Origin of the sequence: Burkholderia cepacia ATCC 25416, assembly GCF_001411495.1 — a bacterium.
GTDB lineage: Bacteria > Pseudomonadota > Gammaproteobacteria > Burkholderiales > Burkholderiaceae > Burkholderia > Burkholderia cepacia.
The window spans coordinates 1,980,979-2,006,067 of sequence record NZ_CP012981.1 but is presented as its reverse complement, the minus strand read 5'-3'; the positions used below and the strand labels follow the sequence as shown (position 1 = coordinate 2,006,067).

General features: G+C 67.3%; 26 protein-coding genes. 13 read left to right on the top strand and 13 right to left on the bottom strand.

Going from position 1 to position 25,089, the window contains the following annotated elements; all coding sequences use genetic code 11:
- The first annotated feature begins 80 nt into the window (after positions 1–80).
- Both norM and fumC read left to right on the top strand, forming a co-directional pair.
- On the top strand, positions 81–1,469 hold the full coding sequence (gene norM, locus APZ15_RS09155) for a multidrug efflux MATE transporter NorM (RefSeq protein WP_027788031.1): 1,389 nt from the start codon (positions 81–83) through the stop codon (positions 1,467–1,469).
- A gap of 155 nt (positions 1,470–1,624) precedes the next feature.
- A complete protein-coding gene (gene fumC / locus APZ15_RS09150; protein ID WP_027788032.1) occupies positions 1,625–3,019 on the top strand; it encodes a class II fumarate hydratase in 1,395 nt (464 codons plus the stop codon).
- Between the two features lie 44 nt (positions 3,020–3,063).
- On the opposite strand, the gene APZ15_RS09145 is transcribed toward fumC, so the two are convergent.
- Together APZ15_RS09145 and APZ15_RS41705 are read right to left on the bottom strand one after the other, a co-directional pair.
- On the bottom strand, positions 3,064–3,576 hold the full coding sequence (locus APZ15_RS09145) for an acyl-CoA thioesterase (RefSeq protein ID WP_012328135.1): 513 nt from the start codon (positions 3,574–3,576) through the stop codon (positions 3,064–3,066).
- A 130-nt stretch (positions 3,577–3,706) separates the two neighbouring features.
- The gene (locus tag APZ15_RS41705; RefSeq protein WP_006753078.1) at positions 3,707–3,847 is read right to left on the bottom strand and encodes a hypothetical protein; all 141 of its coding nucleotides are present in this window, start codon (positions 3,845–3,847) and stop codon (positions 3,707–3,709) included.
- Between the two features lie 195 nt (positions 3,848–4,042).
- Between APZ15_RS41705 and APZ15_RS09140 the strand changes: the two genes are divergently transcribed.
- Both APZ15_RS09140 and APZ15_RS09135 read left to right on the top strand, forming a co-directional pair.
- Positions 4,043–4,750 carry an ArsR/SmtB family transcription factor gene (locus APZ15_RS09140; protein WP_027788033.1) on the top strand — a complete coding sequence of 236 codons (708 nt, stop codon included), beginning with the start codon at positions 4,043–4,045 and terminating at the stop codon, positions 4,748–4,750.
- 162 nt (positions 4,751–4,912) lie between these two features.
- Positions 4,913–7,456 (top strand): DUF6600 domain-containing protein, encoded by a 2,544-nt coding sequence (locus tag APZ15_RS09135; RefSeq protein ID WP_027788034.1) that lies wholly within the window; start codon positions 4,913–4,915, stop codon positions 7,454–7,456.
- A 102-nt stretch (positions 7,457–7,558) separates the two neighbouring features.
- Here the strand turns inward: APZ15_RS09135 and APZ15_RS09130 are convergent, their stop codons facing one another.
- Positions 7,559–8,530, bottom strand: coding sequence for a thymidylate synthase (locus APZ15_RS09130; RefSeq protein WP_027788035.1), 972 nt, complete (start codon positions 8,528–8,530; stop codon positions 7,559–7,561).
- A gap of 41 nt (positions 8,531–8,571) precedes the next feature.
- On the bottom strand, positions 8,572–9,969 hold the full coding sequence (locus APZ15_RS09125; RefSeq protein WP_027788036.1) for a sigma-54 dependent transcriptional regulator: 1,398 nt from the start codon (positions 9,967–9,969) through the stop codon (positions 8,572–8,574).
- A 609-nt stretch (positions 9,970–10,578) separates the two neighbouring features.
- Between APZ15_RS09125 and APZ15_RS09120 the strand changes: the two genes are divergently transcribed.
- Both APZ15_RS09120 and APZ15_RS09115 read left to right on the top strand, forming a co-directional pair.
- Complete coding sequence (locus APZ15_RS09120; RefSeq protein WP_226153262.1) at positions 10,579–10,797, top strand: hypothetical protein; 219 nt, start codon at positions 10,579–10,581, stop codon at positions 10,795–10,797.
- 271 nt (positions 10,798–11,068) lie between these two features.
- Positions 11,069–11,569: a dihydrofolate reductase gene (locus APZ15_RS09115; RefSeq protein WP_027788038.1), complete on the top strand. Its 501-nt coding sequence runs from the start codon at positions 11,069–11,071 to the stop codon at positions 11,567–11,569.
- Positions 11,570–11,654: 85 nt separating this feature from the next.
- Here APZ15_RS09115 and pmbA read toward each other — a convergent pair whose 3' ends face one another.
- Positions 11,655–13,025: a metalloprotease PmbA gene (gene pmbA / locus APZ15_RS09110; protein WP_027788039.1), complete on the bottom strand. Its 1,371-nt coding sequence runs from the start codon at positions 13,023–13,025 to the stop codon at positions 11,655–11,657.
- Between the two features lie 127 nt (positions 13,026–13,152).
- Between pmbA and yjgA the strand changes: the two genes are divergently transcribed.
- Positions 13,153–13,755, top strand: coding sequence for a ribosome biogenesis factor YjgA (yjgA, locus tag APZ15_RS09105; protein WP_272481468.1), 603 nt, complete (start codon positions 13,153–13,155; stop codon positions 13,753–13,755).
- On the top strand, positions 13,739–14,353 hold the full coding sequence (gene mog, locus APZ15_RS09100; RefSeq protein WP_027788041.1) for a molybdopterin adenylyltransferase: 615 nt from the start codon (positions 13,739–13,741) through the stop codon (positions 14,351–14,353). Before yjgA ends, mog begins: the two co-directional genes overlap by 17 nt.
- A gap of 34 nt (positions 14,354–14,387) precedes the next feature.
- On the opposite strand, the gene orn is transcribed toward mog, so the two are convergent.
- Positions 14,388–15,008, bottom strand: a complete 621-nt coding sequence (orn, locus tag APZ15_RS09095; RefSeq protein WP_027788042.1) for an oligoribonuclease — start codon at positions 15,006–15,008, stop codon at positions 14,388–14,390.
- A 117-nt stretch (positions 15,009–15,125) separates the two neighbouring features.
- Between orn and APZ15_RS09090 the strand changes: the two genes are divergently transcribed.
- The 3 genes from APZ15_RS09090 to APZ15_RS09080 all read left to right on the top strand — a co-directional run bounded on the left by APZ15_RS09090 (position 15,126) and on the right by APZ15_RS09080 (position 17,708).
- A complete protein-coding gene (locus APZ15_RS09090) occupies positions 15,126–16,385 on the top strand; it encodes a M48 family metallopeptidase (RefSeq protein WP_021159737.1) in 1,260 nt (419 codons plus the stop codon).
- A complete protein-coding gene (gene rsgA / locus APZ15_RS09085; RefSeq protein WP_021159738.1) occupies positions 16,382–17,323 on the top strand; it encodes a ribosome small subunit-dependent GTPase A in 942 nt (313 codons plus the stop codon). The genes APZ15_RS09090 and rsgA overlap by 4 nt, the downstream gene beginning before the upstream one ends.
- Before the next feature lie 67 nt (positions 17,324–17,390).
- On the top strand, positions 17,391–17,708 hold the full coding sequence (locus tag APZ15_RS09080; protein ID WP_027788043.1) for a putative signal transducing protein: 318 nt from the start codon (positions 17,391–17,393) through the stop codon (positions 17,706–17,708).
- Between the two features lie 66 nt (positions 17,709–17,774).
- On the opposite strand, the gene APZ15_RS09075 is transcribed toward APZ15_RS09080, so the two are convergent.
- The 6 genes from APZ15_RS09075 to rpsP form a co-directional block, all read right to left on the bottom strand.
- The gene (locus APZ15_RS09075) at positions 17,775–18,713 is read right to left on the bottom strand and encodes a CobD/CbiB family protein (RefSeq protein WP_021159740.1); all 939 of its coding nucleotides are present in this window, start codon (positions 18,711–18,713) and stop codon (positions 17,775–17,777) included.
- A 120-nt stretch (positions 18,714–18,833) separates the two neighbouring features.
- Positions 18,834–19,520, bottom strand: coding sequence for a CoA pyrophosphatase (locus tag APZ15_RS09070; protein WP_021159741.1), 687 nt, complete (start codon positions 19,518–19,520; stop codon positions 18,834–18,836).
- 87 nt (positions 19,521–19,607) lie between these two features.
- Positions 19,608–20,000 (bottom strand): 50S ribosomal protein L19, encoded by a 393-nt coding sequence (rplS, locus tag APZ15_RS09065; protein ID WP_006753174.1) that lies wholly within the window; start codon positions 19,998–20,000, stop codon positions 19,608–19,610.
- A 133-nt stretch (positions 20,001–20,133) separates the two neighbouring features.
- Entirely contained in the window at positions 20,134–20,928 is a 795-nt protein-coding gene (gene trmD, locus APZ15_RS09060) for a tRNA (guanosine(37)-N1)-methyltransferase TrmD (RefSeq protein ID WP_027788044.1), read from the bottom strand.
- Position 20,929: 1 nt separating this feature from the next.
- Positions 20,930–21,607, bottom strand: a complete 678-nt coding sequence (gene rimM / locus APZ15_RS09055) for a ribosome maturation factor RimM (protein WP_027788045.1) — start codon at positions 21,605–21,607, stop codon at positions 20,930–20,932.
- A gap of 42 nt (positions 21,608–21,649) precedes the next feature.
- Positions 21,650–21,904, bottom strand: coding sequence for a 30S ribosomal protein S16 (gene rpsP / locus APZ15_RS09050; protein WP_006476550.1), 255 nt, complete (start codon positions 21,902–21,904; stop codon positions 21,650–21,652).
- Positions 21,905–22,057: 153 nt separating this feature from the next.
- Between rpsP and APZ15_RS09045 the strand changes: the two genes are divergently transcribed.
- Positions 22,058–23,197, top strand: a complete 1,140-nt coding sequence (locus APZ15_RS09045; protein ID WP_027788046.1) for a PQQ-dependent sugar dehydrogenase — start codon at positions 22,058–22,060, stop codon at positions 23,195–23,197.
- A 109-nt stretch (positions 23,198–23,306) separates the two neighbouring features.
- On the top strand, positions 23,307–23,774 hold the full coding sequence (locus APZ15_RS09040; RefSeq protein ID WP_027788047.1) for an NINE protein: 468 nt from the start codon (positions 23,307–23,309) through the stop codon (positions 23,772–23,774).
- A 49-nt stretch (positions 23,775–23,823) separates the two neighbouring features.
- On the opposite strand, the gene APZ15_RS09035 is transcribed toward APZ15_RS09040, so the two are convergent.
- Positions 23,824–25,011 carry a PA0069 family radical SAM protein gene (locus APZ15_RS09035; protein WP_027788048.1) on the bottom strand — a complete coding sequence of 396 codons (1,188 nt, stop codon included), beginning with the start codon at positions 25,009–25,011 and terminating at the stop codon, positions 23,824–23,826.
- Positions 25,012–25,089: the final 78 nt, after the last annotated feature.

Below are 25,089 nucleotides of genomic sequence, written 5' to 3'. Positions count from 1 at the left end.
TTCGAATAAAGCCGTAAGCTAGCCGTCTCTCAAAATAAATACATATAGCGCGGGCCCGCACCCGCGCGAGCGCCCATTCCATGTCGCATTCCGGTCTTACGCGGACGGCCGCCGCGCCGCCGTCCCTGTCCAGTCATGCCGCCGATACCGCCCGCCTCGCCGCGCCGCTCGCGATCGCGCAGCTTTCGCAGATGGCGATGAGCGTCACCGACACGGTGCTGCTCGGCTCGCTCGGCCCCGACTCGCTCGCCGCGGGCGGGCTCGGCGCGAACTTCTTCTTCGTCATCGTGACCGTGCTGCAAGGCGTGCTGTCGTCGGTCAGCGTCAGCGTCGCGCACGCGCGCGGCGCCAAGGCCGACGAGCGCGTACCGCACATCTACTGGACCGGCTTCGCGCTGTCCGTGCTGCTCGCGATTCCGGCCATCATCGCGCTGTCGCTGTCCGAACCGATCCTGCTGATGTTCCACGAGCCGCCGTTGCTCGCGCATCACGTCGGCGAATACACGGGCATCCTGCGCTTCGCCGCGCTCGGCAGCCTGATCGGTGTCGGGCTGATGCGTGCATTCCTTCCGGCGATCGGTGCGGCGCGGCGGCTGCTGTGGGTGTCGATCGGCGGCGTCGGCGTCAACGCCGTGCTGAACTACGGCCTGATCCACGGCGCGTTCGGGCTGCCACGCCTCGGCTTCCTCGGTTCGGCGGTCGCGACGACGATCACGATCTGGCTCACCGCGCTCGCCCTGATCTGGCTGCTGCACGGCCGGCAGCGCTTCCGTCATTTCGTCACCGCCGCGCGCCCGAAGCTGCCCATGATGGGCGAGCTGATCGGCATCGGCTGGCCGGTGGCGATCACGTACGGGGTCGAGTCGACGCTGTTCCTCGCAACCGGCCTGACCATCGGCGTGCTCGGCGCGACGTCGCTGGCCGCGCACCAGATCGCGCTGAACGTCGCGTCGGTGGCGTTCATGGTGCCGCTCGCGATCGGCCAGGCCGCCAACGTGCGCGTCGGCTACTGGGTCGGCGCGGGGGCGCCCGTCGCCGCGCGGCACGCGGGTTTCGTCGCCCTCGGCCTCGGTGTCGCGTTCATGACGTTGTCGGGCATCGTGCTGATCGTCGCGCCGCACGCGATCGTCGGCCTGTACCTGAACCTCGACGATCCGTCGAACGCGGCCACGGTGTCGCTCGCCGCGTCGCTGCTCGGTATCGCCGCGGTGTTCCAGATCGTCGACGGCGCGCAGACCGTCGCGTCGGGCGCGCTGCGCGGCCTGAAGGACACGCGCATCCCGATGCTCGCGGCGACCCTCGGCTACTGGGGCATCGGTTTTCCGACCGGCTACTGGTTCGCGTTCCACGTGGGCCTCGGCGCCCGCGGCCTCTGGTGGGGTCTCGCGGCCGGCCTTGCCAGCGTGGCCGTGCTGATGGCGTGGCGCTTTCATCTGAAGAGCGCGTCGCTCATGACGTCGCCGCACTGAGCGCGACACGACGCGAAATCCCGGCCGGCGCTATGCTAGTCGGCTGAAGACCTCGAGACGCCGCGCCAGCGGCGCGACTGCCTCACGATACGTCTGGTTATGCCTGATGCCGCGCGACGACGCGCGGCCTTTCCCCTTTCCTGGAGGAGTGGATCATGAACGAAGCAGTTCGGATGGAACGCGATACGTTCGGCGAGATCGCCGTACCGGCCGACCGGCTCTGGGGCGCGCAGACCGAGCGCTCGCTGCAGAATTTCCGGATCTCGACCGAGAAGCAGTCGCCCGAGCTGATCCACGCGCTCGCGATCGTCAAGCGCGCCGCGGCGGCCGTGAACCAGTCGCTCGGCGTGCTGGCCGACGACAAGGCGCGCGCCATCATCGACGCGGCCGACGAGATCATCGCCGGCAAGCATCCGCGCGAATTCCCGCTCGCCGTGTGGCAGACGGGCTCCGGCACGCAGACCAACATGAACCTCAACGAGGTGATCGCGAATCGCGCGAGCGAACTGATGGGCGGCGAGCGCGGCGAAGCGCGCAAGGTTCATCCGAACGACGACGTGAACCGCGGCCAGTCGTCGAACGACGTGTTCCCGACCGCCATGCACGTCGCGGCCGCGTACGCGATCGTCAACCACCTGCTGCCGGCGCTGCGCACGCTGCGCACGACGCTCGACGCGAAGTCGAAGGCCTTCGCCGACATCGTGAAGATCGGCCGCACGCACCTGCAGGACGCCACGCCGCTCACGCTCGGCCAGGAGTTTTCCGGCTATGTCGCGCAGCTGGACCAGGGCATCCGTCACGTCGAATCGGCATTGCCGCACCTGTATGAGCTCGCGCTCGGCGGCACCGCGGTCGGCACGGGGCTGAACGCGCATCCGGAGTTCGCGGTGCGTGTCGCCGATGAAATCGGCCGGCTCGCGAAGCTGCCGTTCGTGACGGCGCCGAGCAAGTTCGAGGTGATGGCGGCCGCCGATGCGCTGGTGTTCGCGCACGGCGCGCTGAAGACGGTGGCTGCCGGCCTGATGAAGATCGCGAACGACGTCCGCTGGCTCGCGAGCGGGCCGCGCTGCGGGCTTGGCGAACTGTCGATTCCGGAAAACGAGCCGGGCAGCTCGATCATGCCGGGCAAGGTGAACCCGACGCAGTCCGAAGCCGTGACGATGCTGTGCTGCCAGGTGTTCGGCAACGACGTCGCGGTCAACGTCGGCGGCGCGAGCGGCAATTTCGAGCTGAACGTGTTCCGGCCGATGATCGCGCACAACGTGCTGCAGTCGGTGCGGCTGCTCGCCGACGGCGCGCAGAGCTTCAACGACCACTGCGCGGTGGGCATCGAGCCGAACCGCTCGCGCATCGACCTGCTGCTGAACGAATCGCTGATGCTCGTGACGGCGCTCAATCCGCACATCGGCTACGACAAGTCGGCGCAGATCGCAAAGAAGGCGCACAAGGAAGGCACGACGCTGAAGGCAGCCGCGCTCGCGCTCGGCTACCTGACCGAGGCGGAATTCGATGCGTGGGTGCGCCCCGAGCAGATGATCGGGTCGCGCTGACGGAACGACGACCGGCGGAATCGCGGGCGCGGCGCCCGCCGCGGTCAGACCGCGCCTTTCGCGACTTCTTCCGGCTTCATCTCGACGATCTTGTCGAGCGCGGCCCGCACGTCGGCCGCATATTTCGCGAGCACCTTCTGTTCGTCGGTCTCGGGCACGAACGGCGGCACCGGCACCGGGTTGCCGTTCTCGTCGACCGCGACGAACACGACGAGGCAATCGGTCGTCTGGCGCAGCACGCCGCCCTTCGGATCCCCGGCATGGACGGACACATGGATGTGCATGCTGGTGCGGCCCGTCGCAACGACGCGCGCCTTCAGCTCGACGAGATTGCCGACCAGGATCGGACGCTGGAAACGGATGTTGCCGACACTGACCGTCACGCAATAGCGGCTCGACCAGACGGCCGCGCACGCATACGCGACTTCGTCGATCCACTTCATCAGCGCGCCGCCATGCACCTTGCCGCCGAAGTTCACGGACGACGGTTCGGCGAGGAAGCGGAATACGGTTTCGGTGCGGTCGAGGGCGGCCGGTACGGGGGACGGTTGGGACATCGTGTTGGCTCCAGGCGGCAGGGGCGCTGTAATCGGCCGATTATACGTTGCACTGCGGCAACGCGTCGCGGGGCGCCCCGTGTGGCGCGGCTGTGGGGGCCGTGCCCGGCGTGCATGTGGCCGGCGCCGGTCAGCGGCGCACCGTGATGCCCTGATCGATCGTCCCGTACATCTCGAGGCTGCCGCCGCGCTCGCCGGCCGCGCCCGCACCGCCCTGCGCACAGGCCGCGCAGACGAGCGCCGCCGCCAGCAAACAGAAAATCGTCTTCATCGTTGCGTCGTGTCACGTGCGGCAGCCCGCTGCCGCCGCTTTCGGCCATTCTACGCGCGGGCCGCACGCGGCCGCGGCCCGGTTCGCCGCACCGACGCCGCCGGCGCGTCTGCATCCGACATTTCAGCCAGAACCGAAACATCGAATGCGCGCGCCCACTACACTGGAGACCATCCCGCCTGACGAGACACGACGATGACCGACCAAGACGACCACCACTTTCCGGGCCTGAGCCGCATCGGTTCGCTGATCGCCGACCCGGGACGCGCCGCGATGCTGTGGGTGCTGATGGACGGCAGCGCACGGCCGGCAGGCGAGCTGACGATGATCGCGGGGCTGTCGCCCTCCGCCGCAAGCGCCCACCTCTCGCGCTTGACCGAAGGCGGCCTGCTCGCGCTCGACGTGCGCGGCCGGCACCGCTACTACCGGATCGCATCGGCCGACATCGCGGCATCGCTCGAGGCACTCGCGAACGTCGCCCGCGCGGCCGCGCCGCATCGCGCGGCGCCGCCGCCGTCCCGCACGGTCCCGGCCGAATTGCGCTATGCGCGCACCTGCTACGACCACATGGCCGGCGAACTCGCGGTGCGCATCTTCGACGGGCTCACCGCACGCGGCTGGCTGCAGGCGGACGGCGATGCGATCGAGACCACCGAACTCGGCACGCAGGCGCTTGCGCAATGGGGCATCGACGTCGCACAGCAGCGCACGCGCCGGCGCCGCTTCGCGTGCGGATGCCTCGACTGGAGCGAGCGGCGTTCACACCTCGGCGGCGCGCTCGGCGCGGCACTGCTCGAGAGCTTCTGCGCGCACGGCTGGATCGAGCGTGCGGCACGGCCGCGCGTGCTGCGCGTCACCGTGCCCGGACAGCAGGTTTTCGACGAGTGGCTTACGTCCGCTTGACGCCCGCATTGCGTCTGCACGACAACGGCGCGCGATCGACAGGTTTTGTTACATCGCGTGCCATTCGACTTACAAAACACCGAGCATTGAAACAGGCCGAGCGGATATTGTGAACTCAACGGCACGAATCGACGCGCCGCGACAATGACGAAGACGCTCACCATGGCCACCCTGTTCACGCTCAAGCGAACCGCCCGCTGCACGCTGCTCGCGTTCGTCGCGCTTGCGGCCCTGCCCCCCGCATTCGCGCAATCGGCCGGCGCCCCTCCGTATGCGGCCGCGGCACGGCAACCGGGCGGCGACCCGCCCAGCCGTGTCGCACGGCTCAATTACCTGTCGGGCGCCGTGACGACCGAGCCGGCCGGCACCGATACGTGGTCGTATGCCGCCGTGAACCGGCCGCTGACGACCGGCGACCAGCTCTGGAACGATGCCGGCGCGCGCTCGGAACTGCATATCGGCTCGACCGCGGTGCGGCTCGGCGAGTCGACGAGCCTGTCGGTACTGAACCTCGACGACACGACGACCCAGCTGAAAGTGGGGCTCGGCACCGTATCGACTCACGTGCGCGATCTGCCGGCCGGCGGATCGTACGAAATCGACACGCCGAACCTCGCGCTCGGCATCACGGGCCCCGGCGACTATCGCGTCGACGTCGCGCCGAACGGCGCGAGCACGACGGTCACGGTGCGCAGCGGCAGCGCGACCGTCTACGGCAGCAACGGCCAGTATCCGCTGTCACCGGGGCAGCAGGTCGTGTTCACGGGCACCGACCTGCAGGTCGCGCAGCAAGCCGCCGCCCCCGGCCCCGATGCGCTCGACCGGTGGGCCGCCAGCCGCGATGCGGCCGAGGAGCGCTCGGTGTCGGCCCGCTATGTGTCCCGTGACATTCCCGGCTACCAGGATCTCGACGCGAACGGCACGTGGCGCGACACCCCGAATTACGGCCAGGTATGGGTGCCGAACGATACGCCGGCGGACTGGGCGCCGTATCACGACGGCCACTGGATCTGGCAGGCCCCGTGGGGCTGGACGTGGGTCGACGACGCGCCATGGGGTTTCGCGCCGTATCACTACGGCCGCTGGGCGTACGTGGACGATAGCTGGGCCTGGGTACCGGGCCCGCTGGCCGTCAGCCAGCCGCCGGCCTATGCACCGGCACTCGTCGCGTTCGTCGGCGGTGGCGGCGGCCCCGACTGGAGCGTCGCGCTCACGGTGGGCGGCGTCGCCGCGGCCGGCTGCGCGTGGTTCGCGCTCGGCCCGGGCGAACCGTGGCATCCGGGCTGGGGCGGCTGGAGCCCGCACTACTACGACCGCGTGAACCGCAACATCGTGGTGAACAACGTCAACGTGAACAAGACCGTGAACGTGACGAACATCACCAATATCACCAACATCAACAAGACGTACGTCAACTTCCGTGCGCCGCACGCGATCACGGCCGTACCGGCTTCCGCGTTCGTGCACGGCCAGCCTGTCGCGCACTTCTCACAGCACGTCGACCCGCAGCAATGGCGCAATGCGCATGTCACGCCGGGTACGCCGGGCATTGCGCCGGTGCGCCAGAGCTTCACCGGCGGGCTGCGCAATGCGAGCTACCGCCCGCCGGCGGCAATTGCCCAGCATCCGTACGTCGCCACGCGCAATCCCGCCGTGCCGGCCGCGTATCGCGACCAGGCCGCCGCCCACCTCGCGCAGCAAGGCGGGCGCGTGCCGGGTGCCGGCGCGCCCGTCGTGAAGACGAACGTGCCGGCCGACTATACGGCGCGTCCGGTCCGCGTACCGGGCAAACCGGGTGGCGGCGCATGGGCGATGCACAACGTGCAGCTCGTGAATCCGCACGGCCCCGTCGTGCAGCCGGCTCGCGCGCCTCGCGAGGGCCAGCCGGCCGCCTTGCAGGCCGGGCGGCCGGGAACACCGATGCCCGGCGTGCCGAATGTCGCGCGGCCCACGAACGGCGAAAACCCCGGCGCACCGCACCTCGCCAACGGCGGCATGCCGCAGGCACCCGGCAACCCGGCGCCGCATCAGGCGTTCGGGCCCGGCAACGGTGTCCCCCATCCGCCGGTAGCGAACAACCGTCCGTCCGGCATCGGCAATGCGCACGCGGCCGAGGCGCCGTCGCCCGCGTGGATGCAGCCGCACACACCGATGGAGCGCCAGCGCCCTGCTCCGCCCACTGCACTGCATGCGGCGGGACAGAATGCGCTGCCGCCCGTGCGCAGCGCGGCGATCCCGCATCCGGAGGGCGCACCGGCGCTGCAGGGCGCGCAGCCCGGCGGCCGGAACGAAACGCCGCGCGCACTGCCGCAACCACGGCTCGACAATACGGCGCAGATTCCGCAGCCGCGCCCGCGCCCCGAATTCCCGACACCGGCGCAGCATGGGCAACCGCAACCGGAGCGGGCGGCGCCCGCGCCGCAGCCGCACCCCGAATTCGCGCAACCGGCGCCGCACCACGAAGTCGCCCCGCCACGTGTGAACGAGTACCGGCCGCCGGCCCCCGCCGTGCATGACATGCCGCGCCCGCAACCGCAGGCGCCGCGCATGGAGCCGAGACCGCAACCGGCGCCACGCATGGAGCCGCGCCCGTCGATGCCCGCACCGCACATGGAACCGCGGCCGCAACCGGCGCCGCACGTCGAGGCGCCACACCCGGGCAACCCGCCGCCGCAAGGCGGCCACGAAGAGCGGCACCGCCAGTAAGCGCCGCAAACGTGAAACAAAATGGCCCGACCGGTATCAGCCGGTCGGGCCATTTTCCTGCGGGAAGCGGATCGATGCCTCCGCGCGGCCCGGGCCGCGCGATCAGACGGCCATCGGTGCGGTCAGCGGTTCGTGGTGGCGATAGCCGACGAGCGAGAAATCCGACGGCTCGATCCGGTCCAGCCACTCGGGCTCATAGACGCCCGTCTTCGCGTAATCCGGCACACGCTCGGAAATCTCGAGCCGCGGGCTGTCGTAAGGCTCACGCGTGAGCTGGCGCTGCAGCATGTCGAGCTGGTTCTCGTAGATGTGCGCGTCGCCGATGAAGTACGTGAACCAGCGCGGCGTGTAGCCGGTCAGCCGGCCGACGAGCGCCAGCAGCGCGGCCCCTTCCGTCAGGTTGAACGGCGTGCCGAGGCCGACGTCGTTGCTGCGGATGTACAGGCACAGCGAGATTTCGCGCTTCGTAGCGTTCGGCAGGAACTGGTACAGCAGATGGCACGCGGGCAACGCGATCTGGTCGAGCACGGCCGGGTTCCACGCGTGAAACAGGATGCGACGATCGGACGGGTTCTCCATGATCGTGTCCAGGCACTGGCGCAACTGGTCGATCGCCTTGTACAGCAGCACCTTCGGTGCGCCGTCTTCGTCGAAACGCGTAACGATCCGGAAGCCGCGGCGCGTCGCATCGGCGATCTGCGCGTCGGCGCCCGCGTCGAGCACTTTGTAGCCCGGCCACTGGCGCCATTGCACGCCGTACACGTCACCGAGATCGTCGACGCCCTGGCGATACGGGTTCGCAAGCCACTGGGCATTCTCGTTCGCGTTCGCGTCCCACACCTTGCAGCCGAGCGCGCGGAAATCGGCCGCGCTGCGGGAAGCGCGCAGGAAACCGACCAGTTCGCCGATCGCCGACTTGAACGCGAGCTTCTTGGTCGTCACGGCCGGGAAGCCTTGCTGCAGGTCGAAGCGCAGCATCGCGCCCGGCATGCTGATGGTGCGGATCCCCGTGCGGTTCTCCTGCCAGGTGCCGGTATCGAGAATGGTACGAACGAGATCGAGATACTGTTTCATGCGGGTTCCTTCGGCCGCGAGGGCGGCCGTACCCGCCAATTTTAGCAAGCGTGATGCGGAAGCTCCTGCAACGGCGCCGAAAACCCTGTCAGCGTGTCGCCGCGATCGCGCATGCCGTGCGCACACATCAGCCGGTAGAGCGTGACGCGCGACACGCCGAGTTCGCGCGCGGCATCCGCGAAACGGCCGCGATGGCGCAACAGCGCCTGCTCGATCGCCTGCCGTTCGGCCGCCTCACGCGCCTCCAGCAGCGACACGGGTGCGAGTGTCGCAAATTCGTTCAGTTCGAGATCGGCGGCGGTGATCATCCGCCCCTCCGACATGACGATCGCGCGGCGCACGCGATTGATCAGTTCACGCACGTTGCCCGGCCACGAATAGCCGTACAGCGACGCGACCGCATCAGGCGAAAAGCCGCGCAGGCGGCGATGTGCGTCGCCCTTGAAACGCTCGAGCATGTGGCGCGCAAGTATCTCGATATCCTTGCCGCGCGCGCGCAGCGGCGGCTCCTCGATCTTCAGCACGCACAGGCGATGGAACAGGTCCTCGCGGAACCGTCCTTCGCGCAGCGCTGCGTCCATGTCCACGTGCGTCGCACAGATCACGCGCACGTCGACGGGCACCGATACGTGGGCACCGAGCCGCTCGATCTTGCCTTCCTGCAGGAAGCGCAGCAGGCTTGCCTGGCTTTCGAGCGGCAAGTCGCCGATCTCGTCGAGAAACAGCGTGCCGCCGTTGGCGGCCTCGACGCGGCCGATCTTGCGCTGGTTCGCGCCGGTGAACGCGCCGCGCTCATAGCCGAACAGCTCGGCCTGCAGCAGCGTCGACGGGATCGCGCCGCAATTGATCGCGATGAACGGCGCGTGCGCGCGCGACGAGCGCTCATGAATCGCGACCGCCGTCAGTTCCTTGCCCGTACCCGATTCGCCGGAGATGAACACCGGTGCGTCGGTCGCCGCGACGCGGCGAATCGTCCTGAAGAGCCCGAGCATCGCATCGCAGGTTCCGACCATTTCGCCTTCGCTGCGTCCGGTGCCGACGGGCGGTGCAGCGGTTTCGGTCAGCGCGACCATGCCGTGCGCATGACCGACGGTCTCGACGATCCGCGACGTCTCGTACGGCATCGTCACGTAGTCGAAACAGTAGTCACGAATGAGATGGCGCAGCGTGGCGTCCTGCAACTGGCCGCGGCGCGTCGCCGCGATCCAGCCGATGTGCTGAATGCTCAGACAGGATTCGAGTTCGCGCAGGTCCGAGGGCTTGAAGCCCGGCGAAAAATCCAGCAGCCCGGCCGTCGCGACACCGTGCTGCACGACGCGCCGTACGTCCCGCACGGTCTCCGCGAGATCGACACGCCAGCCGCATTCGTCGAAATGGCCGCGCAACGCGTCGTTCGGCTCGCGCGAATAGTAGATCACATGCCGCTGATCGACTCCCATATGCTCACCCCGTTCCTCAACCGTCTAACGATTGCCGTGCACGTCAGTATGCGTGCGAAAGGATCGAATCGGGGCAGCCGAAGGCGGCTCGATTCGCCATGCCGATGCTCGGCAACGACAAAGCCTCGCATGATGGCGCTTATCTCGCGTCCAGTTATTTTGATCAAGATAGCTTAGTTATAGGCACTGAATACGACAATCCGATTTCAGTGCCGCGGGCGATACGGCCGAATCGCTCAGGAGGTCGATGCATGTCAATCGTCTGCACATAGCACCTGTGCAGCGATGCATGCAGTCATCGACACATGCACCGATTTTCATCCTTGAAGCGTATCGATTGAATCCGCAGTATTCCCGAGCCCCCTCGTTTCAGGCCTGAAACATTTTCAGTCGTTTTCCGACGCAACTCGCAACGCTTGCGCACGAATCGCAGTCTCGACAACGGTCGCGGCGCGATGGCATGCATTTCGCTGAATAGGGAAACCGTCGGAGACAGCGACCATGCGAAAACATCTTTTACTTTCTTTCGTGCCGATGACCATTGCGGTCGCGGCCGCCGGCCCGCCCTCGCCCGTACACGCAGACGAAAGCTCGAAGCCGGATCACGCCATGCTGCTTGCATCGAACGCGCCGGGCACGCAGCACGGCGTCGGGTTCGGCATCGTGACCGTGTCGGCGCCGCAACCGCTGCCGGCCGGCAGGACGTCGGTGACACTGTGGGACGAGATCCCCCCGCCGCCCCAGTTGCCGATGCCGCTCCCGATACCGCAGCCGGGCGACGTGCAGCACGCGATGGAAGGCACCGCACAAGGCAGTACGCACCAATGACCGTCGATCGAGCCATTTGATCAGGATGACGTATTGATCCGGGCAGGCCGGAGAGCATCGATCAGTGGCTGCATTCGCGATCTCTCGACACGAAACGGTTTTGTGCTCCGTCCCCCGGCGGGCACGCTTTTTATTCATTCCGTCGCCGCGACGCGTGGCTTCGACCGTCGCGGCGCACAGCGCCGGAAGGCGGATGCGCGCACCCGGAACCGGTGCGCGCCGCCGTTCCGGTAGAATCGGCGCCATTCCGGTTTTCCTCTCCCCGACCTTCATGACGACGTTGACCCTGATCGTCGCGCGTGCCCGCAACGGCATCATCGGCCGCGACAACCAGTTGCCCTGGAAACTTCCCGAGGATCTCGCCTTCTTCAAGCGCACGACGATGGGCGCACCGATCGTGATGGGCCGCAAGACCCACGAGTCGATCGGCCGGCCGCTGCCGGGCCGCCGCAACATCGTCGTCACGCGCGATGCGGCGCGACGCTTCGACGGCTGCGACACGGTCACGTCGCTCGCCGACGCGCTGGCGCTCGCCTCGCGCGACGGGGTGCCCGAGGCGTTCCTGATCGGTGGCGCGCAACTCTACACGGAAGGTCTCGCACTCGCCGACAAGCTGGTCGTCACCGAGATCGATGCCGACTTCGACGGTGACGCGTCGTTCCCGGCACCCGACGCCGCGCACTGGCAGGAAGTGTCGCGCGAAGCGCACCAGGCGGCCGCGCCGAACACGTTCGGCTATGCGTTCGTCGTCTACGAGCGCAAGCGCGGCTGACGCATCGCGCGCAATAAAAAAGCCCGACCGGCTCACTCACGCCGTCGGGCTTTTTTGTTTGATGGCGGCCGATGCCGCGCGCCGCTTACTGCCCGGCGATCGTCATCTGCTCGATCAGCACCGAGCCCGTTTCCTTCGTGCCGCGCACGATCGAATCGGCGCCGATCGCGACGATATGCCGGAACATTTCCTGCAACGTGCTCGCGACGGTGATTTCCTCGACCGGATACTGGATCACGCCGTTCTCGACCCAGAAACCCGCCGCGCCGCGCGAATAGTCGCCCGTCACGTAGTTCACGCCCTGCCCCATCAGCTCGGTCAGCAACAGGCCCGTGCCGAGCTTCTTCAGCATCGCGTCGAAATCGTCGCCCGGCTGCGTGTTCGAGCTGCGCAGCGCGAGGTTGTGCGAGCCGCCTGCGTTGCCGGTGGTTTGCGTGCCGAGCTTGCGCGCCGAATAGGTCGACAGGAAGTAGCCTTCGACCACGCCATCCTTGACGACGCTGCGCGCACGCGTACGCACGCCTTCCTCGTCGAACGGCGCGCTGCCCATCGCGCGCGGCACGTGCGGATCCTCGACGACCTGGATGTGCGGCGCGAACACCGGCTTGCCGAGACTGTCGACCAGGAACGACGTCTTGCGGTACAGCGCACCGCCGCTCACCGCCTGGACGAATGCGCCGAGCAGGCCGGCCGCGAGCGGCGCCTCGAACAGCACGGGCACCTTGCGGGTGTCGAGACGGCGCGCGCCCATCCGCGCAAGCGCACGCTCGGCCGCATAACGGCCCACCGCTTCGGGCGCCGCAAGATCGGTCGCGCTGCGCTTCGACGAATACCAGTCGTCGCGCTGCATGTGACGGCCGCTGCCTGCGATCGGCGCGCATGCGATGTAGTGGCGCGAGTACGGGTAGCCGGACAGGAAGCCACGCGACGTCGCGAGCACGAACTGCGAATGCTGGGCCGACACGCTCGCGCCTTCCGAATTGCGGATCTGCGGGCTGACCGCGAACGCGGCATCTTCCGCGCGACGGGCGAGTTCGACGGCCTCGTCGGCCGTCAGTGCCCACGGGTGGTACAGATCGAGGTCGCGCGGGTCGGTTTCGAGCAGCTCGGCTTCAGCGAGGCCGGCGGCCTCGTCCTCGGCCGTGAAGCGCGCGATGTTGTAGGCGGCGGCGACGGTATCCTTGATCGCGCCCGGCGAGAAATCCGACGTGCTCGCGTTGCCGCGCTTCTTGCCGATGAACACGGTCACGCCGACCATCTTGTCGCGGTTGTGCTCGATCGTTTCGACTTCGCCGCGGCGCACCGACACCGACAGGCCGTCGCCCTCGGAGATTTCGGTCGCGGCATCCGTCGCGCCGAGGGCCTTCGCATGGCGAAGGATGTCCGAGGCGATTTCCTTGAGCTGGTCCTGCGTGTGCGGGAAATAGCGCGCTTGTACGTCGAGATTGGCTGCCATCGTCTTGATATCCGGTGGCGGGCGGGCGCCCGCATGTTCAAAATGTTGCGTATCCCGCGATCATAGCAAGGTCCGGGGCCGGACACCGACAAGCTTGGCGTGTCCGCGGCGCGATACAATGCCGTCCATGACACGCAAAACCCGAATCCAGCCGATCGAGCATGCCGTCGAAGACGACGACAATGGCTACGATCGCCCCAGCAAATCCCAGTTGAAACGCGAAATGCACGCGCTGCAGGAGCTCGGCCAGGCGCTCGTCGACCTGCCGAAGGACGCCCTCAAGCGCATGCCGATGCCCGAAGATCTCGCGGACGCCGTGCGCGAAGCCCGCCGGATCACCGATCACGAAGGCAAGCGCCGCCAGCTCCAGTACGTCGGCCGCGTGATGCGCTCGCTGACCGACGACGAGACGGCCGCGCTGCGCACCGCGCTCGACGCGCAGCGCGGCGTGAACAAGGCCGCGACGGCCCGCCTTCACTGGATCGAACGCACGCGCGAACAGCTGCTCGCGAACGACGATGCGCTGACCGAATTCCTGCGCCAGCACCCTGAAGCCGATATCCAGGAAGGCCGCACGCTGATCCGCAACGCACGCAAGGAAGCGCAGCAGGGCAAGCCGCCGCGCTATTTCCGCGAGCTGTTCCAGTGGATCAAGGCCGCCGGCGGCACGTCCGATGCGGACGACGAAGCGGCGGACGACGCCGGAGACGACCATGACGACGAAGCGTAACCACCCGGACGAGCTCGTCGTCGGCCTCGTGTCGATCAGCGACCGCGCGAGCACGGGCGTCTACGAAGACAAGGGCATTCCGGCGTTGCAGGAGTGGCTCGCCGGCGCGCTCACGTCGCCGTGGCGCGCCGAAACGCGCCTGATCCAGGACGATGCGCCCACGATCTCCGCCACGCTCGCCGAGCTCGTCGACGTCGCGGGGTGCGACCTCGTGCTGACGACCGGCGGCACGGGCCCCGCGCGCCGCGACGTGACGCCCGAGGCCACGCTGGCCGTGGCGACGAAGGAAATGCCCGGGTTCGGTGAACAGATGCGGCAGATCAGCCTGAATTTCGTGCCGACCGCGATCCTGTCGCGGCAGGTCGCGGTAATCCGCGAAACGGCCCAAGCCGACCATGCGGCGCTGATCATCAACCTGCCGGGCCAGCCGAAATCGATCCGGGAAACGCTCGAAGGGTTGCGCGATGCCGACGGCAAGTCGACCGTGCCCGGCATCTTCGCCGCGGTGCCCTACTGCATCGACCTGATCGGCGGCCCGTATATCGAGACCGACGCCGCGGTGGTCGCGGCGTTCCGGCCGAAAAGCGCGCGGCGCTGAGCCTGTACCCGGCGCCGGGCGCGTGCCGGCCCGCTCAGGCGGCCGGCGCGGACTCGCCTGCCGGAGCCGACGCGGCCGGAATCAGTAAATGCTCGCGGTAGTACTTCAGCTCGTCGATCGACTCGTGGATGTCCGCGAGCGCCGTGTGCATCGCCCGCTTCTGGAACCCCTTGTAGATCGCCGGTTGCCAGCGGCGGCACAGCTCCTTGAGCGTGCTGACGTCGAGGTTGCGGTAGTGGAAGAACCGCTCGAATTCGGGCATCCAGCGCGCCATGAAGCGGCGGTCCTGGCAGATCGAGTTGCCGCACATCGGCGACTTGCCGGGCGACACGTACTGCGCGAGGAAGGCCTGCAGCTGCGCGGCGGCGTCCGCCTCGGTCACGGTCGACGCGCGCACGCGGTCGATCAGGCCCGAGCGGCCGTGCGTCGACTTGTTCCAGTCGTCCATCTTCGCGAGCGTTTCGTCGCTCTGGTGGATCGCGAACACGGGGCCTTCGACGGCGACGTCGAGCGTGGAATTGGTCACGACGACCGCGATCTCGATGATGCGGTCGTTATCCGGGTCGAGGCCCGTCATCTCCATGTCGAGCCAGACGAGGTTCAACTCGTTGCGCACGAGCGCGGGCTGGCTGGTGGAAGCGGCGGTATCGGTCATGAGTCATCCTGGAAAATGGCGGGCAGCGCGCGGCGCCGCCCGGGCGGCCGGCATCGCATCAGCGGGCCCGGTCCGCAAGAACATATAATTCTCGCATAGAACCCTTTGGCGCCTTCGATGTCACCCTTTTCGTTCACCCTGCTGTTCGCGCTCGCCGTGCTCGCGATGGTCGTCACCAAGCTGTGGCTCGCGTCGCGGCAGATCCGCTTCGTCGCCGCGCACCGCAACGGCGTCCCCGCGCAGTTCAGCGCGACCATCCCGCTGACCGCCCACCAGCGCGCGGCCGACTATACGGTCGAGCGCACCCGGCTGACGATGCTCGAGATCGTCGTCAGCGCGGCCGTGCTGGTCGGCCTCACGCTGCTCGGCGGCGTCGGCGCGCTCGACACGCTGCTCACCGGCTGGCTCGGCCGCGGCTACGGGCAGCAGGTCGCGCTCGTCGCCGCGGTGCTCGTGATCACGAGCGCGATCGACGTCCCGTTCGAGTATTACCGCCAGTTCGGAATCGAACAGCGCTTCGGCTTCAACCGGATGACCAAGCGGCTGTTCTTCACCGACATGCTGAAAAACTCGCTGCTTGGCGCCGCGCTCGGCCTGCCGCTGCTGTTCGTCGTGCTGTGGCTGATGAACCAGGCCGGCAGCCTGTGGTGGCTGTGGACCTGGATCGTCTGGGTCGCGTTCCAGATGCTCGTGCTGCTGATCTACCCGACCTTCATCGCACCGATCTTCAACAAGTTCGAACCGCTCAAGGACGACGCGCTGCGCGCGCGCATCGAGTCGCTGATGAAGCGCTGCGGCTTCGCGGCGAAGGGCCTGTTCGTGATGGACGGCAGCCGCCGCTCCGCGCACGGCAACGCGTACTTCACTGGCTTCGGCGCCTCGAAGCGGATCGTGTTCTTCGACACGCTGCTCGCGCGGCTGTCCGGCCAGGAAATCGAGGCCGTGCTCGCGCACGAACTCGGCCACTTCAAGCGCCGCCACGTGATGAAGCGAATGCTCGTGTCGTTCGTGCTGAGCCTCGTGCTGCTCGCGCTGCTCGGCTGGCTTGCGCAGCGCACGTGGTTCTACACGGGGCTCGGCGTCACGCCGTCGCTCGACACGAGCAACGCGGGCGCCGCGCTCGTGCTGTTCTTCCTCGCGATTCCCGTGTTCCTGTTCTTCGCGACGCCGTTCGGCAGCCTCACGTCGCGCAAGCACGAATTCGAGGCCGACGCATTCGCGGCCAGCCAGACCGACGCGCAGGATCTCGTCAGCGCGCTCGTGAAGCTCTATGAGGACAATGCGTCGACGCTGACGCCCGACCCTGTCTATACGGCCTTCTACTACTCGCATCCGCCCGCCTCGCAGCGGATCGACCGCCTGCTGCAGCACGCATGAGCCGGCCGACCTCCCGCAAGCCGGCCCCGCGCGCGTCGGGCGCGCAGCGTGCCGAAGGCCGCGTGATCGCGGCGCACGGGCGTCACTACATCGTCGCGCCCGACGATGGCGGCCCGATGCTGCAGTGCTTCCCGCGCGGCAAGAAGAGCGATATCGCGGTCGGCGACCGTGTCGCGTACGAACTCGCCTCGGCCGACCAGGGCGTCATCGTCGAGATCGGCGAACGGCGCAACCTGCTGTACCGTTCCGACCAGTTCAAGTCGAAGCTGTTCGCGGCCAACCTCGACCAGTTGCTGATCGTGCTCGCGACCGAGCCCTATTTCAGCGAGGACTTGCTCGGCCGCGCGCTGATTGCCGCCGAGGCGAACGAGCTGAAGCCGCTCGTCGTGCTGAACAAGATCGACGTCGAAGCCGCGCTGCCGGTCGCGCGCGAGCGCCTCGCGCCCTACCGCGCACTCGGCTACGACGTGCTCGAGCTCTCGGTGAAAGGCTCGCCCGACGACGCGCGCGCGCAACTGATGCCGCACCTCGCCGGGCATTCGACGATCCTGCTCGGCCAGTCCGGGATGGGCAAGTCGACGCTCGTGAACCTGCTCGTTCCCGACGCCGAAGCCGCCACGCGCGAGATTTCGGCCGCGCTCAACAGCGGCCGTCACACGACGACGTTCACGCGCCTCTACCCGCTGGAAGGCGGCGGCGCCCTGATCGATTCGCCGGGCTTCCAGGAATTCGGCCTCTACCACCTGACGGAAGGCCGTCTCGAGCGCGCGTTTCCGGAGTTCCGGCCGCTGCTCGCGGACTGCCGTTTCTATAATTGCCATCATCTGCACGAACCCGGCTGCGCGATTCTCGAAGCCGTCGCCGACGGCCGCATCGCGCCGACACGGCATGCGCTGTATGCGCAGCTCGTGCACGAGGCAAGCCAGATCGTCCGCTGATCGCGCGGCACGCGCGCGGCGGCCAGCCGGTGCCATGCGGGGCCGGCCCTCACCGACAGGAGCCGCGATGCGTTTCAAGGCACCCGATCTCGCGACGGCGCAGCATTGGGCCAACGTGCTCCAGGTGGCCGGCATCGGTTGCGAGCTGCATAACTGCTACGCGACAGGCGCACTCGGCGGCCTGCCTGCCGACGCGTGCACGCCCGAGCTGTGGCTCGACGACGAACGCGACGACGTGCTCGCGCGCCGGCTCCTCGATGCCGCTTCGCACGGCCCGTCGGCCGGCGCCGCGCCGTGGCGCTGCCGGCAGTGCGGGGAGGCGCTCGAGGCCCAGTTCACGGCCTGCTGGCAATGCGGCGCCGTGCGCGACCCGCGCGACGATTGACCCGCACAGCAAAAAGGCCGGCATCAAGCCGGCCTTTTGTCTTTCATCGGGCACCGCACTGCCCCGTCACGACACCCAGACGGCAAGCGTCAGCATCAGCAGCAGAATCATCCACAGGATCACCGCGCGCCAGACAAGGCCAACCGCGGATTGCAGCGTACGCGGCGTGCAATCGTCGCCGACCGTCAACGGACCGCTGTCACCGACCGCCAGCGCATCGAGGCTCGACGGTTCCGCGAGCGGCCCCGCGAGGCGTGCGCCGAGCGCGCCGCTACCGGCTGCCAGCAGGACGCCGTCGTTCGGATCGGGCCACTGGCGCGTATGGTTGCGCCACGCGTAGATCGCGTCCTCGAAGTTACCGACGATTGCAAAGCCGAGCGCGGTCAGTCGCGAGGGAATCCAGTCGATCACGAAGAACGCGCGCTGCGCGAACGTCGAAAAAGCTGCCGTGCGGTCGTCGCCCGGCGTCGACCAGCTGCGCGCGAGGTATTCGGAAATCCGGTACAGCACGGCGCCGGCCGGGCCGATCGGCAGCACGTACCAGAAGAACACGCCGAACACGTGACGATGCGATGCGACAACGGCGTGAATCAGCGTATGGCGGACGATTTCGCCGACCGGCATGTCGACCGTGTCGATACCCGTCCATTCGTGCAGGATTTCGCGCGCACGCGGCACGTCATCGTTGTTGAGCGCGAGGTGGATGTCGGTGAAGTAGTGGCTGAACTGGCGAAAGCCGAGCGTGAAATACACGACGACGACGTTCCAGATGAACGCGAGCACGAAGCTCACCTTGTATAGCAGGAAATAGATCAGCGCGACGATCAGCACCCACGGCAGCACGACCGCGAGCCATGCGAGGATGCCGTGCTTCTGCTTGCCTGCGTCGAGACCATGCGCGACGGTTTCCGCATGAAACTGGAACAGCGCGAACACCGGATTGTTCGGCGACAACGCGCGGACCTGTTCGATGATGAGGGCGAGGAGAACCGAAAAGAAAGTCATGCGTGGCGCCGTCTTCGGAGTTATGTCATTTTTTGCATAACGATAGCACAGCGTAAGCACCGGATGGCTGCCGGCGCGGTCGTGCGGCAGCCGGCCGCGCGCGCCGGCCGCCGTGCGCGCCTAGCCGGCGGCCAAGAAGCGGTACAGATTGCGCAACATGCCGGCAGTTGCGCCCCAGATGAAGTAATGCCCGCCGGGTTCGCCATTCGGATAGGGCATCGCAAAAAAACGACGCTCGCCGCCTTCCCAGCGAAACACCCGGACCTGATGGTTCGCGGGATTCATCAGGAACGCGAGCGGCACCTCGAAAATCTCGGCCACTTCGAACGTGTCGGCCTGCACGGTGAACGGCGGATGCACGAGGCCGACCACCGGCGTCACGCAGAAGCCCGTGCCGGTCAGGTAGTCGGGTAACGCGCCGAGGATCTCGACACGCTCGTCCGCCAGCCCGATCTCTTCCTTCGCCTCGCGCAACGCGGTTGCGGTCGCGTCACGATCGAACGGTTCGCGGCGACCGCCGGGGAAGCTGATCTGTCCGGCGTGGTCGTTCAGGTGGTCGGCGCGCTGGGTCAGCAGCATGGTGAGGCCGGACTCGCGGACGACGAGCGGGACGAGGACGGCCGCGCTACGCGGATCGACGCCCTCCTGCAGTCTCGCCTCGTCGGGCTCGACGCTCCACTCGAGCGTGCGCGCGAAACGGTCGCGCAGGCCGGACGGTGTCATCAGGCGGGAATCGATGGCCGGCAGGCCGGCGCCGGTGCCTTCGACCGGCAGGACTTCGGGATCGATGATGGGGCGGCGATTCAATGGGGCTCTCGTGTTTGTGTCGTATCGAGCATATTGTCGCGCCAGAATGAAAAAAGCACCCGGGTGGGTGCTTTTTCCTTACAGCTCTTACTCTTGGGAAGCTGCTGCGGCGCGATCCTTCGACACCAGCTTTTCCTTGATACGAGCCGACTTGCCCGAACGCTCGCGCAGGTAGTACAGCTTCGCACGACGCACATCACCGCGGCGCTTCACGACGATGCTTGCCAGCAGCGGCGAGTACGTCTGGAACGTACGCTCGACGCCTTCGCCCGACGAGATCTTGCGGACGATGAAATTCGAGTTCAGGCCACGGTTGCGAATAGCGATCACGACGCCTTCGTAGGCCTGAACGCGCTTGCGGTTACCTTCAACCACGTTCACGTTCACGATCACCGTATCGCCCGGGGCGAATTCGGGGATCGTCTTGCCGGCGAGCGCGCGCTCGATTTCTTCCTGCTCAAGTTTTGCGATCAGATTCATTACTGACTCCTTATGCCATCGTGTCGGCGTTGGCACCCGCCTGCTTCCAGGCCTGGCCCCGATAGAGGATGGATTCACATCAGGCGCCGCACACGCATGCACGACACCGCCAATTCCCGCCCGCGACACCGCCTCAGGAGGCGTCCTTCGCTTCGCGTGCGAGGTTCGCAAGCCACGCCTCGTCGGCCCGGCTCAACAACTTCTCGCGGCGCGCCCGGACGATCAGGTCCGGCCGCTTCCGCAACGTATTCCTCAATGCTTCCTGGCGCCGCCACCGCTCGATCTCGGCATGATGCCCACCGAGCAGTACGTCCGGCACGCGCATGCCATCGTATTCCTCGGGGCGCGTGTAGTGCGGACAATCGAGCAGGCCGTCGGCGAAACTGTCCTGCACGGCCGACAGCGAATCGTTCAGCACGCCGGGCAGCAACCGCACGACCGCATCCATCATCGCCATCGCCGGCAGTTCGCCGCCCGACAATACGAAATCGCCGAGGCTGATTTCCTCGTCGACGCAACGATCGAGCAGGCGCTGGTCGATCGCTTCATAACGGCCGCACAGCACGACAACGCCGGGTTCCTGCGCCATCCGCACCGCGCGATCGTGCGTGAGCGGTGCGCCTTGCGGCGACATCATCACGACACGCGTGCTCGCGATACCCTGTTCCGCCTGCGCCGCTTTCGCGGCATCGATCGCGGCTTCGAGCGGCCTGGCCAGCATCACCATGCCCGGACCGCCGCCGTACGGACGATCGTCGACCGTGCGGTAGTTGTCCGTCGTGAAATCACGCGGGTTCCAGGTGCGCAACCCGAAGCGCCCTTGCTTGACGGCCCGGCTGGTGATCCCCCAGTCGGTCAGTGCACGGAACATCTCGGGAAAGAGCGTGACGACGTCGAACTGCACCGCGCTCTCGGTAACCTGGTTCATTTCAGTAATCGGCTTCCCAGTCGACGACGATGCGACGCGCCGCCTGATCCACCGTTTTGACGTATACGCCGACGAACGGAATCAACCGCTCGTCGGTGGTCGGCTGACCGTCTTTGCCGGTCGCCGGATACTCGACACGCATGATCGAATGCACGCCGTTGTCGATCATCCCGCTCACCTTTCCGAGCGCCACCGATTGCTCGTTGACGACATCGAGACCGATCAGGTCGACCCAATAGAATTCGTCAGCGGCCAATGCCGGGAAATCTTCCCGGCGCACGAACACGCGAAAACCGCGCATGGCCAGCGCGGCATCGCGGTCGCTCACGCCCGCGGGTTGCGCAACGACAGTGTCGCTGTGCGTCTTCGACTGCAGGATGCGGACGGAAAGCCGTTCCGCACCGCGCTCCAGCCACCAGCGGCGCGCCTTGAGCAGCGCGTCGCCACCGCGACCGGCGTCGGCATGCGTCGCCACCTTGACCCAACCCTTCAGGCCATAGGCGTCGACCACAGCCCCGACCTCGACGGCATCGTCGGGCCAGGCTTGCGCCACTTCGAGACTGCCCTGCTCGGCAGCCTGACCGGCGTTCGCGACAACGTCGCGCTCGACCGGCTTGCGGACGAATGCGCCAAACGACGCACGCCCGCGCCTTGCATTACCGGAATCGTGACCCGCCATCAATGCACCTCACAGCCGGCACGACCGGCACACCGTGCCATGTTAGGCAGCCGGTTGCGCCTTTTGCGCTTCCTTCACGAGACGCTGGACGGTCGGCGACAGTTGCGCGCCAACGCCTTGCCAGTACGTCAGGCGATCCTGAGCGATACGCAGCGATTCGCCCTTCGTGGCGACCGGGTTGTAGAAGCCGACGCGCTCGATGAAGCGGCCGTCACGACGGTTGCGCGAATCGGTAGCAACGATGTTGTAGAACGGGCGCTTCTTCGAGCCGCCACGAGCCAGACGGATGATAACCATATGATGTCCTTCGGGAAAACCGGGTTCGAAACTACTGAAACACGCGATTATAGCCGGAAACCAGAGGTACAACAAACACTTACGCGCAAAAAATCCGCGGGCGGCCTGTCCGCCGGGCATAGAATCGTCGTGTCCGGGACGTTCCACACCGTCATGCCGCCCCTTCGCGCCGCCTCGATACGCCGCAAGCAGCACCGTTTTGCGGCGCTGCTTGCCGGCCTTGCCTGCCTCGTATCCGCAATGGCGTCAGCCGCGCCGCTGCCGGTGGGCGAACTCGTCGTGCCGCCCGGCTTCCACGTCGAAGTGCTGGCCGACGCGGTACCGACCGCGCGCGAAATGGCGTGGTCGCCACGCGGCATCCTGTATGTCGGCACGCGGGAAGGCCGCGTGCACGCGTTCGTGATGCACGAGGGCCGGATCAGCGCGCGCTACGTGATCGCTTCCGGGCTCGACATGCCCGTCGGTGTCGCCTACCGTGACGGCGCACTCTATATATCAGCCGTATCGCGCATCCTGCGGCTCGATCGCATCGACGACCGGCTCGCCACGCCGCCCGCACCCGCCGTCGTCACCGACGCGCTGCCGACCGAACACCATCACGGCTGGAAATTCATCGCGTTCGGCCCCGACGGCAAGCTGTACGTGCCGACCGGCGCACCGTGCAACGTCTGTCTCGCCGATCGCAGCCGCTACGCGATCATCGCGCGCATGAAGGCGGACGGCAGCGGGAACGAGGTTGTCGCCCGCGGCATACGCAATACGGTCGGCTTCGCATGGCACCCCGATTCGGGCGAGCTGTGGTTTACCGACAACGGGCGCGACATGATGGGCGACGACGTGCCCGACGACAAGCTGAACCGCGCACCGCGCGCGGGCCTCGACTTCGGCTTCCCGTACTGCCATGGCGGCGACACGCCCGACCCCGAATTCGGCAGCCCCGACGTTTGCCGCCGCTACGCGCCGCCCGTATTGAAACTCGGTGCACACGTCGCGGCCCTTGGCATGCGCTTCTATACAGGGCCGATGTTTCCGGCGTCGTACCGCAACAACGTGTTCATCGCCGAACACGGCTCGTGGAACCGCAGCACGAAGGTCGGCTACCGCGTGATGCGTGTTGTGGTCTCTGCGGACGGCAGCCACGCGCGCCAGACTCCGTTCGTCACGGGCTGGCTGCGGCCCGACGGCACGGTATGGGGACGCCCTGCCGACGTGCTGCCGCTGCCGGACGGCTCGCTGCTCGTCAGCGACGACTATGCGGGCGCAATCTATCGCGTGACCTATGCGGCACCTTGACGCAGCACAGGGGTGACCGGCCCCGACCGGGCATCGTAGAATGCGTGCCGGGCCGCGCGCCCGCGCCGGCCCGCCGGCCGCCCATGCCAACGACAATACGCCGCCATCCATGTCCAGCAGCACCGCACCGTCCCGCCGCTTCCGCTCCAAGACGCTCACCGCCGCCCTCGCGTTCCTGTTCGGTTCGCTCGGCGCGCACCGCTTCTATCTGTATGGCTTTCGCGACGTGTACGGCTGGGCGCACCTGCTCGCGACGATCGTCGGCATCCCGGGCTTCCTCTTGCTCGCCGCGACCCAGCGCAGCGCCGGCCTCGGCTGGTGGCTTGCGGTACCCGGCGCAATCTCGCTGCTGGCCGCCTTCCTCGCCGCGCTCGTCTACGGGCTGCGTCCCGACGAAAAATGGGACGCGCAATTCAACGCGGAGACGGGCAGGCAAAGCAAGTCGGGCTGGACCGTGATCTTCGTGGTGATCTTCTCGCTGCTGATCGGCGCGTTCCTGCTGATGACCGCGCTCGCACTGTCGTTCCAGACGTATTTCGAGTCGCAGGTCGAAGCAGCCAAGCAGATTTCGCAGTAAGCGCAACGAACGCGACGCACCGGCACCCCGCGCTGGCTTGGCGCACCGATCAGAACAGGTTCAATTGCATGTCGTCGCGCGCCTGCGTCGATCGCGTGCCGGCTGAACGTACAGCAACACGCGGCACCGGCGCTGCGGCGGCCGGCGTGCCGCGAAACTGCGACAGATCGAGAATGCCGTTCGTGCGCTCGTTCAGCCCGAGCCGCTTGACGGCCTGGCGGAAGCGCTGCCGCAGCAGGTCGGCCCAGATTCCCTCGCCCTTCATCCGTTTCGAGAAATCCGAGTCGTAGTCTTTCCCGCCGCGCATGTCGCGCACGCGGTTCATCACGCGCTCCGCGCGGTCGGGAAAATGCGCGGCCAGCCAGTTCTTGAACAGCGGCGCGACTTCCCACGGCAGCCTCAGGATGATGTAGCTCGCATGCGTCGCGCCGGCTTCCGCGCACGCCTCGAGCACACGCTCCATGTCGGGCTCGGTGACGAACGGAATCACCGGCGCAATGCTCACGCCGACCGGCACGCCCGCCTCGCTCAGCGCACGAATCGTACGCAACCGTCGCGCCGGCGTCGCCGCGCGCGGCTCGAGCGTGCGCGCAAGATCGGCGTCCAGCGTCGTGATCGTGACCGCCGCCATCACCTGCTTGCGCTCGGCCATCGGCGCGAGCAAGTCGAGATCGCGCTCGATCAGCGACGACTTCGTGATCGCCGCGAACGGCAACCCGCGATCGTGCATCACCTGAATCACGCTGCGCGTGATGCGCAAGTCGCGCTCGACCGGCTGGTAGGCGTCGGTGTTGACGCCGAGCGCGATCGGCTCCGGCACGTAGCGCTTGCGCGAAATCTCGCGCTCGAGCAACTCGGCCGCATTGACCTTCGCATAGATGCGGCTTTCGAAATCGAGCCCCGGCGACAAGCCGAGATAACTGTGCGTCGGACGCGCAAAGCAGTAGATGCACCCGTGCTCGCAACCGCGATACGGATTGAGCGATACGCTGAATGGAATATCGGGCGACTGGTTGTGCGTCAGGATGCTCTTCGCCCGCTCCTCGAATACCTGCGTGCGCAGCGGCGCGGGGAAATCGGCATCGTCCGACTCGTGTGTCCAGCCGTCGTCGACCGCTTCACGCTGGGCGATCTCGTATCGCCCCTGCAGGTTGTCGACCGCACCGCGCCCCTTGCGGGGCACGGGCGGCGCTATCGGAAATTCGTTGTCGGATCGATCGTCCATATGCCCACCCATTCGCCTGCGCCCAATACTGTACATTTATACAGTATTGGGCGCAGCGTGCCAAGGGCGGGATAAAGGGTCCGGCGGCCT

What these genes read in the sequence shown, in the direction of transcription:
- norM (WP_027788031.1), top strand. Translation starts at nt 81, where the DNA reads ATGTCGCATTCCGGTCTTACGCGGACGGCCGCCGCGCCGCCGTCCCTG.
- fumC (WP_027788032.1), top strand. Translation starts at nt 1,625, where the DNA reads ATGAACGAAGCAGTTCGGATGGAACGCGATACGTTCGGCGAGATCGCC.
- APZ15_RS09145 (WP_012328135.1), bottom strand. Translation starts at nt 3,576, where the DNA reads ATGTCCCAACCGTCCCCCGTACCGGCCGCCCTCGACCGCACCGAAACC.
- APZ15_RS41705 (WP_006753078.1), bottom strand. Translation starts at nt 3,847, where the DNA reads ATGAAGACGATTTTCTGTTTGCTGGCGGCGGCGCTCGTCTGCGCGGCC.
- APZ15_RS09140 (WP_027788033.1), top strand. Translation starts at nt 4,043, where the DNA reads ATGACCGACCAAGACGACCACCACTTTCCGGGCCTGAGCCGCATCGGT.
- APZ15_RS09135 (WP_027788034.1), top strand. Translation starts at nt 4,913, where the DNA reads ATGGCCACCCTGTTCACGCTCAAGCGAACCGCCCGCTGCACGCTGCTC.
- APZ15_RS09130 (WP_027788035.1), bottom strand. Translation starts at nt 8,530, where the DNA reads ATGAAACAGTATCTCGATCTCGTTCGTACCATTCTCGATACCGGCACC.
- APZ15_RS09125 (WP_027788036.1), bottom strand. Translation starts at nt 9,969, where the DNA reads ATGGGAGTCGATCAGCGGCATGTGATCTACTATTCGCGCGAGCCGAAC.
- APZ15_RS09120 (WP_226153262.1), top strand. Translation starts at nt 10,579, where the DNA reads ATGCTGCTTGCATCGAACGCGCCGGGCACGCAGCACGGCGTCGGGTTC.
- APZ15_RS09115 (WP_027788038.1), top strand. Translation starts at nt 11,069, where the DNA reads ATGACGACGTTGACCCTGATCGTCGCGCGTGCCCGCAACGGCATCATC.
- pmbA (WP_027788039.1), bottom strand. Translation starts at nt 13,025, where the DNA reads ATGGCAGCCAATCTCGACGTACAAGCGCGCTATTTCCCGCACACGCAG.
- yjgA (WP_272481468.1), top strand. Translation starts at nt 13,153, where the DNA reads ATGACACGCAAAACCCGAATCCAGCCGATCGAGCATGCCGTCGAAGAC.
- mog (WP_027788041.1), top strand. Translation starts at nt 13,739, where the DNA reads ATGACGACGAAGCGTAACCACCCGGACGAGCTCGTCGTCGGCCTCGTG.
- orn (WP_027788042.1), bottom strand. Translation starts at nt 15,008, where the DNA reads ATGACCGATACCGCCGCTTCCACCAGCCAGCCCGCGCTCGTGCGCAAC.
- APZ15_RS09090 (WP_021159737.1), top strand. Translation starts at nt 15,126, where the DNA reads ATGTCACCCTTTTCGTTCACCCTGCTGTTCGCGCTCGCCGTGCTCGCG.
- rsgA (WP_021159738.1), top strand. Translation starts at nt 16,382, where the DNA reads ATGAGCCGGCCGACCTCCCGCAAGCCGGCCCCGCGCGCGTCGGGCGCG.
- APZ15_RS09080 (WP_027788043.1), top strand. Translation starts at nt 17,391, where the DNA reads ATGCGTTTCAAGGCACCCGATCTCGCGACGGCGCAGCATTGGGCCAAC.
- APZ15_RS09075 (WP_021159740.1), bottom strand. Translation starts at nt 18,713, where the DNA reads ATGACTTTCTTTTCGGTTCTCCTCGCCCTCATCATCGAACAGGTCCGC.
- rplS (WP_006753174.1), bottom strand. Translation starts at nt 20,000, where the DNA reads ATGAATCTGATCGCAAAACTTGAGCAGGAAGAAATCGAGCGCGCGCTC.
- trmD (WP_027788044.1), bottom strand. Translation starts at nt 20,928, where the DNA reads ATGAACCAGGTTACCGAGAGCGCGGTGCAGTTCGACGTCGTCACGCTC.
- rimM (WP_027788045.1), bottom strand. Translation starts at nt 21,607, where the DNA reads ATGGCGGGTCACGATTCCGGTAATGCAAGGCGCGGGCGTGCGTCGTTT.
- rpsP (WP_006476550.1), bottom strand. Translation starts at nt 21,904, where the DNA reads ATGGTTATCATCCGTCTGGCTCGTGGCGGCTCGAAGAAGCGCCCGTTC.
- APZ15_RS09045 (WP_027788046.1), top strand. Translation starts at nt 22,058, where the DNA reads ATGCCGCCCCTTCGCGCCGCCTCGATACGCCGCAAGCAGCACCGTTTT.
- APZ15_RS09040 (WP_027788047.1), top strand. Translation starts at nt 23,307, where the DNA reads ATGTCCAGCAGCACCGCACCGTCCCGCCGCTTCCGCTCCAAGACGCTC.
- APZ15_RS09035 (WP_027788048.1), bottom strand. Translation starts at nt 25,011, where the DNA reads ATGGGTGGGCATATGGACGATCGATCCGACAACGAATTTCCGATAGCG.